Genomic DNA, 12,315 nt, shown 5'->3' with positions numbered 1-12,315 from the left:
GCAACCGTCCTCAGCGGCCGGCGGCGGCCACCGTGCCGTCGGCCCCGGCGGTGGCCTGAGCCGGGGTGTCGTGCAGCCCCAGGCGCAGGTGCTCGACGTGGAAGAGGGCCTGGTCGAGGAGTTCGGCGACGTGGTTGTCGTACAGCGCGTAGATCACCGAGCGGCCCCGGCGCTCGCCGGTGACCAGGCCGAGGTTGCGCAGCAGCCGCAACTGGTGGGAGCAGGCGGGCTCCACCGTCATCGTCGGCCTCAACGGCCTGCGCCTGCTCCGCGACGCCGCCTGGACGCGCGCCGAGCGCCACCGCTGAACCCGGGGCAGGCGGGGCAGTACGGAACGGGGAACCCGGTGGGGGTATCGTCTGGCAAGCACCGCAGGACCCGTCGACCTGTACGACCCGTACGAGCGAGCAATCGAGGCAGCCGTGGAACGCGGACGGACACGCACACCGGGAGCGTCCCGGCTGTTCGTGCTCTGCGCCGTCCTGCTCGGGCTGTTCCTCATGCACGGAGCACCCGCGAGCGCCGCGGAGGGCTGCCACGACGCGATGACCGTCACGGCGGCCGCACCCGCGCCAGAGCCCATGCAGGCGACCGCTGGCCACTCGGCCATGGGGGCCGGGCCCGGTTTCGCTCAGGCGGCTGCAGCCATGCCCGCGATGAACGGCGAGTCGTGCGTATTCACCCACGCCCGTGACCGGGTGCTGCCGCTGCTGATGTCGCTGGGCCTGGCGCTCGTGGCGGTTCAGGCACTCTCCGGGCGCCGTACGGCTGTACGCGGACCGGCCCGGCGGGGGCCGCCGTCGGCCGGCAGGGTGCTGCTGCTCCAGGTGTGCATCGCGCGGACGTGACAGGGATCCGCCGGTCCCCAGCCCTTCGAGGCCGGACCGGTTGGACGAACCTGCCCCATTCGCGCGCCACGGACGTGGCGCAACCACCTGGAAAGAACCTCTGATGTCCGCTTCCCGCTGCTCCGCCGCCCGCCGTCGCACCCTCGCGGCCGCCGGCACCGTCGCCGTCCTCGCTCTGGCACTGACCGCCTGCGGCTCCTCCGACAGCTCGAAGTCCGACGGTTCGTCCATGCCCGGCATGGACCACGGCTCGGCCGGCGCCTCCGCACCGGCCACCCCCGGCGCCGGGTTCAACGACGCCGACGTGAAGTTCGCGCAGCAGATGATTCCGCACCACCAGCAGGCCATCGAGATGGCGAAGCTGGCCGACGGCCGCGCCGCCGACCCCGAGATCAAGAAGCTGGCCACCGCGATCGAGAAGGCCCAGGACCCCGAGATCGACACGATGAAGGGCTGGCTGAAGTCGTGGGGCAAGCCGCTGCCCTCGTCCTCGTCCTCGATGGGTGACATGCCCGGGATGGATCACGGCTCGGACGGCTCGGCAATGCCCGGAATGATGTCCGGCAAGGACATGAGCGATCTGGAGGCCGCCAAGGGCAAGCACTTCGACAAGAAGTTCGCCCAGCTCATGATCGGGCACCACCAGGGCGCCGTCACCATGGCCGAGGACGAGCAGAAGAACGGTGTCAACGCCGACGCGAAGAAGCTCGCCGGTGCCGTCGTCACGGCCCAGACCGCCGAGATCGAGCAGATGAACAAGATCATCGACAGGCTCTGACCCCGGCAGGGGTGCGGGCCGCCGGCGTACGAAGGCCCGCATCCCCTTTCCCTGTCCGGCCGGTACGGGCACGTCCCACCGACCGCCGTTCGGCCGGCGGCCTCGGCGCCACTGCCGGGCTTGCGGCAAGGAGGTAGCCGACCCGCCAACCGCGCGTCTAGCGTGACCGCATGGATCGTGGCGAACAGTTGCTTCACGCCTCGTCGGCGGGCGGGGTGCTCGTCATGCCGGAAGAGGAGCGAGAGGCCTTGCTGGGCAGGATCCGCGCCTTCCTCGCAAGCAGACCTGAGACCGCCCGCGGCGAGTTCACCCTCCCGATGCTGACCGGCGTGATGCGCGTCCGGCGGCTGTGAGGCGCACGAGGCCGACAGCCCCGGCATCAACGGATCGGGGCGCGTAGCAGTTCGGCCACCTCCTCGGCGCCGGTCTCCCGCAGCTCCTCGCCGACCAGCAGCCACCTGGTGACACCGACCGATTCGAGGAAGGCGAGGTCGTGACTGGCGATCAGGAGTGCGTCCCCGTAGGACTCGAGCGCACCGGTCAGCTGTCGCACACTGGCGATGTCGAGGTTGTTGGTCGGCTCGTCGATCATCAGCAGCTGCGGGGCCGGTGCGGCGAGCATCGTCGCCGCGAGGGCGGCACGGAAACGTTCGCCGCCCGACAGTGTGGCCGCCGGCTGTTCCGCGCGCTTGCCCTGGAAGAGGAAGCGCGCGAGCTGGGCGCGGATGTGGTTGTCGGTGACACCGGGCGCCATCCGGGCCACGTTCGCCGCGACGCTCAGTTTGTCGTCCAGCACATCGAGCCGCTGCGGTAGGTACCGCGCCGGTACGAAGGTCCTGGCATCGCCCGACAACGGGGCCAGCTCACCGGTGAGCGTGCGCAGCAGCGTCGTCTTACCGGCGCCGTTGCGGCCGACGAGCGCGATGCGCTCCGGCCCGTTCACCTGGAGGGTTCCCTCGCGCAGCCCCCCGAACCGGGGCGCAGCCCGTTCAGACTCAGCACGGTGCGCCCGGTGGGCACCGCCGTGTGCGGGAGGCTCACGCGGATCCCGGCGTCGTCGCGGATCGCGTCGGCGGCCTCCTCCAGGCGTTCGAGCGCCTCGCCGAGGCGCTCCTCGTGGACGCCGCGAAGCCTGCCCGCAGACTCCTGTGCCGATCGCTTCCGGCGGCCCGCCAGGATCTTCGGGAGGCCGCCCTCGGCCTCCGCCTTCCGGCCGTTCCTCTGGCGCCGGGCCAGCTTCGCCTGTGTCTCCTCCAGTTCACGCTTCTGGCGGCGCACATCGGCCTCGGCGGCCCGCAACATCCGCCGGCGGCCTCCTGTTCGGCGGCCACGGCCTCCTCGTACGCCGACCAGCCACCGCCGTACCAGTTCACCGAACCGGTGCGGAGCTCGGCGATGCGGTCTACGCGCTCCAGCAGTTCCCGGTCGTGGCTGACCACGACCAGTACGCCCGAGCGCCAGGAGTCGACGGCTTCGTAGAGCCTGCGGCGCGCGAACACGTCGAGGTTGTTGGTGGGCTCGTCCAGGAGCAGGACGTCGGGGTGCTCCAGCAGCAGCGCGGCCAGCCGGAGCAGGATGGTCTCCCCTCCGGACAACTGCCCCACGGCGCGGTCGAGTTCGATGCCGCCGAGACCGAGCGATCCCAGTGTCGCCAGGGCCCGTTCCTCGACGTCCCAGTCGTCGCCGACCGTCTCGAAGTGCTTCTCGTCGACGTCGCCGGCCTCGATGGCGCGCAGCGCGTCGCGCCGCTCGGCGATGCCCAGGGCCCGGTCCACCCGCAGTGTGGTGTCGAGGGTGATGTTCTGCGGAAGGTGGGCGAGACTGCCGCCGACGGTCACCGACCCCTGGGACGGGCGCAGTTGACCGGCGAGCAGCCGCAGCAGGGTGGACTTGCCCGCACCGTTGGCGCCGACGAGCCCTACGCGCCCCCGGCCGATGCTGAGCGAGAGACCATCGAGGACGGTGGTGCCGTCCGGCCACCGGAAGGTCAGGGCCGAGCAGGTGAGGGAGGCGTGGGGGGTGGTGGGTGTCGCCATGAGTGTTCCTCGCATTCGCAAGCGCAGTGAAGGGGGCTTCGTATGCGAGCACCACGCGGCGACCGGGCAGCGGAAGGAGGTGCGGCGGTCCTGAAGAGCGAAGGACGGCTCATGCACCGAGGTCGCATCCACGCGGGGTCACGGGCAGTGCGAAGCACTGCTACTGCGTGACGGGCGTACGGGGAAAGCCGTACGGCGTGATGTTCGCGAACCTCAGATGCGCAACGTCCACCTCAATCGGAGATAACAGGACATCGAAACTGTAACGACCGGGGGGCGGAAAGGCAATGTCACCGGGTCTTGGCGATCACTGGGCGAAATGCCCGCTTTTGTGAATTCGTGGCGCGAGTCACGTTGGGCCCGGGGGGTGCCGTGCCCCGTGAGCCGGTTCCCTTTCCGCGCAAGGGGAGCGGGTCGTGCGGTGTGAGGTGGATTACCGAAATTCCCGTTAATCGATCTTGTGGGCGAATTGCATTCGGAAATTGGGGTCTTGTCCCGTTCGGCTCTTCTCGCCTACGGTCACCGTCAATCCGGACGGAACGCCGAATCCTGCCGCCGTCCGACCATCCGACCACCCATGCACGGCAGGAGCGGGGGACCCAGGTAAGCCGCCGGTCCGGAATCCGGAACGGCTCGGGGTGGAGCCGCGCTCGCGTGCGGCCAGGCATCTCCAGCCTGAACCCGACAGCTCACCCCGCAGGCGACGGAGAGGAATCCACCATGTCCGCAACGGGTACGTACCGTCGTCGCAAGTCCACCCCGCTGACCCGCGGTTTCATAGCCGTGGGCACCGGCGCCGCCGCGCTCCTGCTGCCGCTGCTCGGTGCCCACACCGCCTCGGCGGCTCCGGCACAGTCCGCCGCCGCACCGGCCGCGCAGTCCGCGACGTACACCAACGATCTGGACGGCTGGATCAAGGAGTCGCTGGCCGTCATGGCCGAGCACAACATCCCCGGCAGCTACGACAGCATCCACCGCAACATCATGCGCGAGTCGTCCGGCAACCCCCGGGCAATCAACAACTGGGACTCGAACGCCGCCGCCGGGACGCCGTCCAAGGGTCTCCTCCAGATCATCGATCCGACGTTCCGGGCCTACCACGTGCCCGGGACCTCGACGGACAGCTACGACCCGGTCGCCAACATCACGGCAGCGTGCAACTACGCGGCCGCCAGGTACGGCTCCATCGACAACGTCTTCGGGGCCTACTGACGTACGCGACACCGCCGCCGCACCGCCGGGTGCCCCGTCCCGAGGTCAGCCCAGCCTCGGGGGTGTCCAGTCGGTGTGGCGGAGGATCGTGCGGACCGTGACACGGGACGGCGCGAGACGCATCGCCGCGTTGCGCAGCGCGACGGCCGCCGGGTGGGACAGCTGCTGGCCCATCCGGCCGGCCTGCCGCGCGGCCCGCGCGACCGACTGGCTGCGGGGTCGGCGCTCCGCGTCGTAGCTGCCGAGCGCCGACTCGACGGTCGCTTCGCCGGACACTGCGGCGGCCAGTGTCGCCGCGTCCTCCAGTGCCTGGCAGGCCCCCTGGCCGAGATTCGGGGTCATGGCGTGCGCGGCATCGCCGAGCAGTGCCACCCGGCCCACCACGTAGAAGGGAAGCGGGACGACCAGTTCGTGGACGTCATGGTGCAGGACGGCATCGGGCCGGGTCGCCGCCGGCAGGGCGGGAATCGGGTCGTGCCAGCCGTCGAACCGGCGGCGGACCTCCGCGAGCGGGTCGGGATGGCGCACACCGGCGGGAGCGTTGAGCACCGCGTGCCACTCGGCCCTGCCGTCGGCGAAGGCGATGCGGCCGAACTCGGCCCCCGGTCCCCAGGTCAGCTCGAAGTCGGCACGCAGGTCGACCGGCGACTCGGTGATGGCGCGCAGCACCGTCGAGCCGCTGTGGGCCGGACGGGGGATGTCCCGGGAAGAGCAGGCCGCGCAACCGGCTGCCGATCCCGCCGACGGCCACGACCAGCTCCGCCTCCAGCCGGGTGTCACCGGCGGCCGGTCGCACCCGCGAGGCGTCGGACCGGTCGACGGACGTCACCTCGGCCCCGATGACCAGGGACTTTGGAGGCAGGGCCGCGCGCAGCAGGCGGTGCAGCTCGGCCCGGGGGATGCCCACGATCGGTGTCCCCAGCTCCCGTTCCAGCGCGGCACCGTTCATGCGCGCCAGCAGGCGGCCGTCCGGGGTGCGGGTGCCGCCGGTGTACTGGGGCCGCGCGGCCGCGCGCACCGCCGCCCCGACACCGAGGGCGTCCAGCGCGCGCATGCCGTTGGCGTGCAGGGAGATGCCCGCGCCCACGTCGTCGAGGGTGCGGGCGCGTTCGACGACCATCACCTTCCAGCCGACGAGCCGCAGCCCTTGTGGACGGGCTGGTCTTCGGCCGGCCGGTGGGCGGCGGGGGAGTACCGGGGAACGAGATCTCGGGGCTGGTCGCCGCAGCCCTCCGCGACTCCGGCTCCGATGGGGGCGTGGCGACGCCCCGGGGCGATGCCAGGCTCCATGTCACTCCTGGGCGGGTTCCGCCGCCTGCCGCCGTGGTTCGCGGCGGGGCAGTACGGGAACGGTCGCCGCCTCCCCGCCCCGGACCGCCTGCACCGCCGCGTCGTGCAGGCTACGGCTCTCCTCCTCCGAACAGCACGGCACCGGACTGCCCGACATGGTGAACCAGTCGATCGCACCGGTGTACTGCACAGTGACCTGGGCCGAGTCGTCCGCCCAGGTCGTGTGAACTGTCAAGTCCCCGGAGAGCACACCGACCTCGTCCGTGAGCACGCCACCGCGTCCCGAGAACACACCGCAAGTCGTCCACGACGCCCAAGCCATGACTCCAGGCTGGCACCACGACAGCGGTTGCGCGACCCGTGAGCCCCGCACGTCGGTCCCGCTCAGGCAGCCCCTTCCTTCCGGATGCTGGAAATGGGGGAAACTTTCCACCGGGCCCGGCTACGGTTCCCGCACCCCCGATCCCCATGCATTGACGCGTTGTTAGCGCCAAACCGTCGAATCGGCCCCTCGTCGCAACGAATTCCGAAGGTGAACACCTATTGACCTGCGGATCACGTCAGGATTGCATGTCGCGCTGGGAGCGACGAAACCACTCACCACGTCCTCGTCTGGAGGCGATAGCGCTCCCGTGCTCGAACACCGCACCTGTTGATCGGAACCGCACGATGACCGAAACGCTCAGCGCTCCCCAGGCGCTCGCACCAGCGACCGGCCCCACTCCACAGAAGCTCAAGCGTTCCATCGGCGTCGTGGGCGGAACACTGCTCACGCTCTCCTGCGTGACGCCCGCCTCGACCCTCTTCGTGGTCGTACCGGACCTGTTCTCCAGCCTCGGCACGTACACCGCCCTCACCATCGCCATCGGCTCGCTGCTCTGTATCGCGGTCGCCTTCTGCTACTCGGAACTGGGCACGCTCATTCCGAGCGCCGGGGGCGAGTACGCCATGGTGTCGACCATGGCGGGCCGGCTCGCCGGGTGGCTCGTCTTCGTGCTCTCGCTGCTGGTCGTGATGATCGTGCCCCCGGTCATCGCCATGGGAACGGCCGACTACCTCGCTCCCATCGTGCACATCCCGGCCTCCGTCGCGGGCGCCGGCGTCATGGTGCTCGCCACCCTCGCCGGTCTGCTGGACCTGCGTGCCAACGCATGGATCACCGGCATCTTCCTCGTCCTCGAAGTGATCGCGGCGGCCGTCGTCGCCGTGCTCGGCTTCGCGCACTCCGAGCGCGGCGCCTCGGCACTGGTGCACGGCTCGGTCGCCTCGCCGGGCGGCGGGAGTTCGACCGTCACCGCCATGATGGTGGTCTCCGGGCTCGCCATCGCGCTCTTCATCACCCAGGGCTTCTCCACGGCCGTCTATCTCTCGGAGGAACTGGAGAACCCGCGGCGCAACGTGGCCCGCACCGTGCTCGCCACCCTCGCCATCTCCACGGCGGTCATCCTCGTCCCGGTCATCGCCATCACGCTGGGCGCCCCCGACCTGGCGGCACTGACCTCGGGCGACCTCAACACCATGGTCGCCGCCTGGTCCAATTCGGCCGTCGGGACCTTCGTCAGCCTCTGCGTCGCCCTCGCGATCATCAACGCGGGCATCGTGATGGTCATCCAGAACTCGCGGGTGCTGTTCGCCTCCGCCCGTGACAAGGCCTGGCCCGGGCCGGTCAACAACGCCCTGTCCCGGCTCGGCCGCTTCGGCTCCCCGTGGGTCGCGACCCTGGTCGTCGGCGTTCCCGGCGCGGCGCTCTGCTTCGTCAACCTCGACACCCTGTACGGCGTCACCGGAGTCTCCGTCACCGCGATGTACCTGCTGGTCGCCGTCGCCGCGCTGCTCTGCCGCCGCGGTGCGCACCGCGAGGCGCCGGCCTGGCGCATGCCGCTCTGGCCCGCCATTCCGGTCCTGCTGATCGCCGTACTGGCGTACATCCTGACCCAGCAGGAGACCGAGTACCTGCTGTGGACCGGCGGGATCACGGCGGTCGCCACGCTCTACTGGGCGTTCTACCTGCGGCCCCGCAAGGAGACCCGCTGGCTGGTCAGCATCCCGGAGGACGCGCAGTCCTGACCCGGACGTGTTCCGTGCCGTGCCCGGCCCGTCGGCGGAGACCATCCGCAGGCGGGCCGGGCACGTGTCCGTCCGGGCCGCCGTCGCGGGCCGGATCGCCCGACCGGGCGCCGTGACGGCCCGACGACGGGCGGACCCACCCCCGATTCCCGCACAGTGGGGTGAGGACAGGCCGTCGTCACAACACGGGGAGTCGGAGCGGGATGAGCGTGGCACGGGTCGGACTCGTCGTACACCAGGGCCGTCCCGATGCCGTCGTCGCGGCGGGAGTCGTACGCGACTGGTGCGCCCGCGAAGGCATCCCCTGCACGGACATCGACGTGTGGCGCGACGACGAGCGCAGGCGCGGCGGGCGCGAGGAGGCCGACGTCGCGGGCAATCCCGATCTCATCGTGACGCTCGGCGGCGACGGGACATTCCTGCGCGGCGCCCGGATCGCCGCCAAGAACGACGGGGCCGTCCTCGGGATCGACCTGGGCCGCGTCGGCTTCCTCACCGAGGTCCCGGCGAAGGACGTGGTCCGGGCGCTCGACGCCGTCCACCGGGGCCGGGCGGCGGTCGAGGAGCGCATGACCCTGACCATGCGGGCCTCCCGCGTACTCGAAGTGCCCAAGGACATCGACGCCCTGATGGCCTACGGGCGACGCCCGATGCTGCCGCCCCCGCACGTCGACCTCGAAGCGGAGGCAGCGGCGGAGGACTGGGGCGTGGCCCTGGACGTCACCGCGCTCAACGACGTCGTCGTGGAGAAGCTCGCCCGCGACCGGCAGGTCAGCCTCGGCGTCTACATCGGCGGCCGGCTCCTCGCCTCGTACTCGGCCGACGCGGTCATCATGGCCACCCCCACCGGCTCGACCGCCTACAGCTTCGCCGCAGGCGGTCCGGTGGTCTCGCCACGCATGGACGCAGTCCTCTTCACGCCCGTGGCGGCGCACATGACCTTCGACCGCACCGTCGTCGCCGCGGCCGACGAACCGATCGCCGTCCGGGTCCTGCCGCACTCGGGGCAGGGCGCGGTGACCATCGACGGTCAGTTGCGCGGCGTGCTGGACGCCGGGGACTGGATCGGGGTGTACGCGTCACCGCACCGCCTCCGCGTCATCAGGCTCGGCCCGCACGACTTCTACGGGCGGCTGCGCACCCGTCTGCGTCTCACCGACGCTCCGGCCACGGCGGCCGACGGTGCGAGCGCACCGCTCTTCCGCCCCGACGGACCGGTCCCGCACGACCTGGCCCACCTCCATCTCTCCCTCGCGGACCAGGACGCGGCCGACGGTGGGCCACGCACGGCACCACCTGGATCCCGCCCGTGAACCCGGGCCGCAGGGAGCCCCGTGCGCCGAAGTCCCTTGCGCCGAAGTCGCTCACATTCGATTCGAAAGGTCCCTTACGCCGAAGGAGTTCCCATGGCCGGCAACGCCGATCTCCCCGCCCCCACCACCGTGACGGTTCCCGACACCGAACTGACCGCAGCCGCCACCCAGTTGGTGAGGGACACCACCGACGACCTGATCTACCACCATTCCCGCCGCGTCTATCTCTTCGGCGCTCTCCAGGGACACAACAGGGGGCTGAGCTTCGACCCGGAACTGCTCTACGTCGCAGCCATGTTCCACGATCTCGGTCTCAACGAGGAGTTCCGTGCCAGCGGGCGCCGGTTCGAGGTGGACAGCGCCGACGAGGCGCGGCGGTTCCTGCAGAGCCGCGGTGTGCCCGAGGACAGCATCCGCCGCGTCTGGACGGCGATCGCGCTCCACACGACGCCAGGGATCCCGTCGTTCATGGAGCCGGAGGTCGCACTCGTGACGGCGGGGGTGGAGTACGACGTACTGGGCATCGGGTACGACGACATCAGCGAGGCGGACCGCGCGGCGATCGTCGCCCTGCACCCCCGCCCCGACTTCAAGCGGCGCATTCTCAGGGCCTTCACCGAAGGCGTCGAACCCAAGCCGGAGACGACGTTCGGCAATGTGAAGGCCGATGTGCTGGCGCGTTACGTGCCCGGGTTCGAACGGGGCGACTTCGTGGACATCATCCTGGATTCGGCCTGGCCGGAGTGACGGCGGTGAGCAGACCGCAAGGCCCGGTGGAGGCGACCCCCGTCGTTATAGTCGGCATCTACTGGAAAGTGGCCGTGCGGGGTCGAACGGCTCGGCGCCCGCCGCCCGTTCCTCCACCGTCCATGGAAAGGGCGAGCGATGCCGGCCGTCCTCGTACTGCTGCTCGCCGGAACGTGGCTGCTCTCGGGCGCCCTGGTCACCGGGACCGATCCGCTGATCGTCGCCGTGGGCCGCACCGCGGTGTGCTGTCTGGTGCTCACCGCTGTCGCGGCGGCCACCGCCGAGGGCAGGGCCGATCTGCGCCGGGCCGCCGCGAGGCCGGGCACGGTATGGCTGCTGGGCCTGCTCGGCTTCGCCGGGTATGCCGCAGGGACCCTCCTCGCCATTCCGCGCATCGGGACCTCGCTCACCAATCTCGTCGTCGCGCTGATGCCGTGCGCCTCGGTGGCCGTGGGCGCGTTGTTCTTCGGCGAACGGTCCGGGCCGCGCAAGGCGGCGGGGGCGGTACTCGCCTGCGCGGCGGCCGTCGGATACGCGGCGCTCGGAGCGGACGCGGGCGATGCGGACGGGCCTGGGCTGCTGCTGGTCGCGGCGGCGACCGTGGCCTTCGCCGGGTACGGGTTCCTGTACCGGCAACGGCTCTCGGGGCTGCCGCCCCTCGCCGTGCTGCCCGTACTGCTCGCGGCAGCCACCTGCCTGCTGCTCCCGATGGCGCTGCCCGCGCTGATCTCCCACCCGCCGACCCCCGCCGCGATCGGCGGCACGGTCGTGCTGGGCGCGGCCGTGTACGCACCCGCCTACCTCGTACAGCACCGGCTCATCCTGCTTCGCGGGCCGGTCTTCACGGCCGCCGTGCAACTGGCCGTTCCCTTCACCGTGCGACTGGGCGACTGGGCGCTCGGTACCGCGTCCGCCCCCTCCGCGGCCGAGCTGCTGCTTCTCGTTGTGTGCTGCGGGGGCATCGCCCTCGTGACCGTCCAGCCCGCTCCTCGGTTCGCCGCCGCCGAGTGAGCGCGGGGCCGCCGGGCGGACCGGCTCAGCCCTCCGGGCGCGGTCCGGCCGTCGTCGCGCCGACCACCAGTGTGCACCGGTGGGCATGTGTCCCGGGGGCGTCGCGGCCGTCGGCCGCCTGGGCCGCGGCGGCGGCGCCCAGAGCGGCCAACCCAGTGTCCACGGTGGTGAGATGACGGGTGCTTTGACCACTGATCACGTACTCCCCGTTGTCCACGCCGACCAGCGCGACATCGTCCGGCACGCGCGTTCCCGACTCCCGCAGCACGGACTTTGCGCCCAGCGCTATCTGGTCGTTGCCGCAGAACACGGCGCCGAACCGGCTGGGCGGCTCAGGCGAGAGCATTGCCGGGCTCCGGCAGCGGATCCGCGCAGCCAACGGTGGCGAGGACAAGCCGATCATCCGCGGCGAGATGGGCCGGCCCACCGGCACCGGTCACGGCACCACCGAACGCCAGCAGGCAGACAACCTCATCCGGCTCCACGCCACCGGCCTGGCCAACGGTGTGACCCGGATCTACTGGTGCGACCTGGTGGACGACGGCAACGACCCCGCCGACAAGGAACACAACTTCGGCATGCTCCGGCAGCCCGTGACCGCCTCAGCCGAGAACCCGGTCTCGGTCACCGCCTACGCCCCGAAACCGGCCGCGATCGCCCAGGCCGTGGTGGCCCGGTTGCTCGGTGGCAAGACGTACGCCGGTGACGAAGGCCTGGCCGCACCGGCCCACTCCCTACGATTCACCGGCTGCGGCACGACCCGCGTGGTGTGGGCGACCACCGTCCGTGACCTCACGGCCTCGGCGACCGGCCCGGTCACGCTGGTCGGTTCCCGGGGCCGGCGCTCGGTCAGGCAACCGACGGACGGCCGCTTCACGTTGGCGGCCGGGCCGTCCCCGGTGTTCGTCGAGGGTCCCGTCACCGAAGTCGCAGCGGCGGCGACGCCGTGATGGGGCCGGCCGGGGAAACGCGTCGACAGGCGGGTGCCGGTGAGGCTGTGACGTCCGGTACTG

The 12,315-nt window shown here is 71.3% G+C and carries 11 protein-coding genes, 3 pseudogenes and 1 riboswitch; of the genes and pseudogenes, 9 read left to right on the top strand and 5 right to left on the bottom strand.

What is annotated here, in order from left to right; translation table 11 throughout:
• Nucleotides 1-10: 10 nt before the first annotated feature.
• Nucleotides 11-226: pseudogene (locus tag ACIRJP_RS26260) on the bottom strand (transcriptional regulator); the annotation flags it as partial.
• A 196-nt stretch (nucleotides 227-422) separates the two neighbouring features.
• Between ACIRJP_RS26260 and ACIRJP_RS26255 the strand changes: the two are divergent.
• The 3 genes from ACIRJP_RS26255 to ACIRJP_RS26245 all read left to right on the top strand — a co-directional run bounded on the left by ACIRJP_RS26255 (nucleotide 423) and on the right by ACIRJP_RS26245 (nucleotide 1,979).
• Nucleotides 423-848 (top strand): hypothetical protein, encoded by a 426-nt coding sequence (locus ACIRJP_RS26255; RefSeq protein ID WP_404178812.1) that lies wholly within the window; start codon nucleotides 423-425, stop codon nucleotides 846-848.
• 103 nt (nucleotides 849-951) lie between these two features.
• Nucleotides 952-1,626, top strand: coding sequence for a DUF305 domain-containing protein (locus ACIRJP_RS26250; protein ID WP_404178809.1), 675 nt, complete (start codon nucleotides 952-954; stop codon nucleotides 1,624-1,626).
• 170 nt (nucleotides 1,627-1,796) lie between these two features.
• Entirely contained in the window at nucleotides 1,797-1,979 is a 183-nt protein-coding gene (locus ACIRJP_RS26245; protein WP_404178806.1) for a hypothetical protein, read from the top strand.
• Nucleotides 1,980-2,005: 26 nt separating this feature from the next.
• On the opposite strand, the pseudogene ACIRJP_RS26240 reads toward ACIRJP_RS26245, so the two are convergent.
• Nucleotides 2,006-3,662, bottom strand: a pseudogene (locus tag ACIRJP_RS26240) (ABC-F family ATP-binding cassette domain-containing protein).
• A 562-nt stretch (nucleotides 3,663-4,224) separates the two neighbouring features.
• Nucleotides 4,225-4,378: riboswitch (cyclic di-AMP (ydaO/yuaA leader) on the top strand.
• Nucleotides 4,379-4,382: 4 nt separating this feature from the next.
• Here ACIRJP_RS26240 and ACIRJP_RS26235 point away from each other — a divergent pair.
• A complete protein-coding gene (locus ACIRJP_RS26235) occupies nucleotides 4,383-4,874 on the top strand; it encodes a transglycosylase SLT domain-containing protein (RefSeq protein WP_383722573.1) in 492 nt (163 codons plus the stop codon).
• Nucleotides 4,875-4,919: 45 nt separating this feature from the next.
• Here ACIRJP_RS26235 and ACIRJP_RS26230 read toward each other — a convergent pair.
• Together ACIRJP_RS26230 and ACIRJP_RS26225 are read right to left on the bottom strand one after the other, a co-directional pair.
• Nucleotides 4,920-6,018 (bottom strand): annotated as a pseudogene (locus ACIRJP_RS26230) (FAD-dependent monooxygenase).
• Nucleotides 6,019-6,165: 147 nt separating this feature from the next.
• Nucleotides 6,166-6,486 carry a hypothetical protein gene (locus ACIRJP_RS26225; RefSeq protein ID WP_404178802.1) on the bottom strand — a complete coding sequence of 107 codons (321 nt, stop codon included), beginning with the start codon at nucleotides 6,484-6,486 and terminating at the stop codon, nucleotides 6,166-6,168.
• Nucleotides 6,487-6,833: 347 nt separating this feature from the next.
• Here ACIRJP_RS26225 and ACIRJP_RS26220 point away from each other — a divergent pair, with 347 nt between their 5' ends.
• The 4 genes from ACIRJP_RS26220 to ACIRJP_RS26205 all read left to right on the top strand — a co-directional run bounded on the left by ACIRJP_RS26220 (nucleotide 6,834) and on the right by ACIRJP_RS26205 (nucleotide 11,302).
• On the top strand, nucleotides 6,834-8,231 hold the full coding sequence (locus ACIRJP_RS26220) for an APC family permease (RefSeq protein WP_376312677.1): 1,398 nt from the start codon (nucleotides 6,834-6,836) through the stop codon (nucleotides 8,229-8,231).
• Nucleotides 8,232-8,434: 203 nt separating this feature from the next.
• Nucleotides 8,435-9,544 carry an NAD(+)/NADH kinase gene (locus tag ACIRJP_RS26215; RefSeq protein WP_404178799.1) on the top strand — a complete coding sequence of 370 codons (1,110 nt, stop codon included), beginning with the start codon at nucleotides 8,435-8,437 and terminating at the stop codon, nucleotides 9,542-9,544.
• A gap of 93 nt (nucleotides 9,545-9,637) precedes the next feature.
• Nucleotides 9,638-10,291, top strand: coding sequence for an HD domain-containing protein (locus ACIRJP_RS26210; RefSeq protein ID WP_404178796.1), 654 nt, complete (start codon nucleotides 9,638-9,640; stop codon nucleotides 10,289-10,291).
• Nucleotides 10,292-10,429: 138 nt separating this feature from the next.
• Entirely contained in the window at nucleotides 10,430-11,302 is an 873-nt protein-coding gene (locus ACIRJP_RS26205) for an EamA family transporter (protein WP_404178793.1), read from the top strand.
• Nucleotides 11,303-11,327: 25 nt separating this feature from the next.
• On the opposite strand, the gene ACIRJP_RS26200 is transcribed toward ACIRJP_RS26205, so the two are convergent.
• Nucleotides 11,328-11,648 (bottom strand): substrate-binding domain-containing protein, encoded by a 321-nt coding sequence (locus tag ACIRJP_RS26200; protein WP_404178790.1) that lies wholly within the window; start codon nucleotides 11,646-11,648, stop codon nucleotides 11,328-11,330.
• Between ACIRJP_RS26200 and ACIRJP_RS26195 the strand changes: the two genes are divergently transcribed.
• Nucleotides 11,599-12,252, top strand: a complete 654-nt coding sequence (locus ACIRJP_RS26195; RefSeq protein WP_404179001.1) for a hypothetical protein — start codon at nucleotides 11,599-11,601, stop codon at nucleotides 12,250-12,252. The two genes, ACIRJP_RS26200 and ACIRJP_RS26195, sit on opposite strands and share 50 nt — an antisense overlap.
• The last annotated feature ends 63 nt before the right edge of the window (nucleotides 12,253-12,315 follow it).

It is taken from the genome of Streptomyces sp. NPDC102437, assembly GCF_044765565.1.
In the GTDB taxonomy this organism is placed as follows: domain Bacteria; phylum Actinomycetota; class Actinomycetes; order Streptomycetales; family Streptomycetaceae; genus Streptomyces.
Note: the sequence above shows the minus strand (reverse complement) of the source record. Positions and strands in the feature narration are given on the sequence as shown.

Coding starts and splice junctions, on each gene's coding strand:
- ACIRJP_RS26250 (WP_404178809.1), top strand. CDS start 952: ATGTCCGCTTCCCGCTGCTCCGCCGCCCGCCGTCGCACCCTCGCGGCC.
- ACIRJP_RS26245 (WP_404178806.1), top strand. CDS start 1,797: ATGGATCGTGGCGAACAGTTGCTTCACGCCTCGTCGGCGGGCGGGGTG.
- ACIRJP_RS26235 (WP_383722573.1), top strand. CDS start 4,383: ATGTCCGCAACGGGTACGTACCGTCGTCGCAAGTCCACCCCGCTGACC.
- ACIRJP_RS26225 (WP_404178802.1), bottom strand. CDS start 6,486: ATGGCTTGGGCGTCGTGGACGACTTGCGGTGTGTTCTCGGGACGCGGT.
- ACIRJP_RS26220 (WP_376312677.1), top strand. CDS start 6,834: ATGACCGAAACGCTCAGCGCTCCCCAGGCGCTCGCACCAGCGACCGGC.
- ACIRJP_RS26215 (WP_404178799.1), top strand. CDS start 8,435: ATGAGCGTGGCACGGGTCGGACTCGTCGTACACCAGGGCCGTCCCGAT.
- ACIRJP_RS26210 (WP_404178796.1), top strand. CDS start 9,638: ATGGCCGGCAACGCCGATCTCCCCGCCCCCACCACCGTGACGGTTCCC.
- ACIRJP_RS26205 (WP_404178793.1), top strand. CDS start 10,430: ATGCCGGCCGTCCTCGTACTGCTGCTCGCCGGAACGTGGCTGCTCTCG.
- ACIRJP_RS26200 (WP_404178790.1), bottom strand. CDS start 11,648: ATGCTCTCGCCTGAGCCGCCCAGCCGGTTCGGCGCCGTGTTCTGCGGC.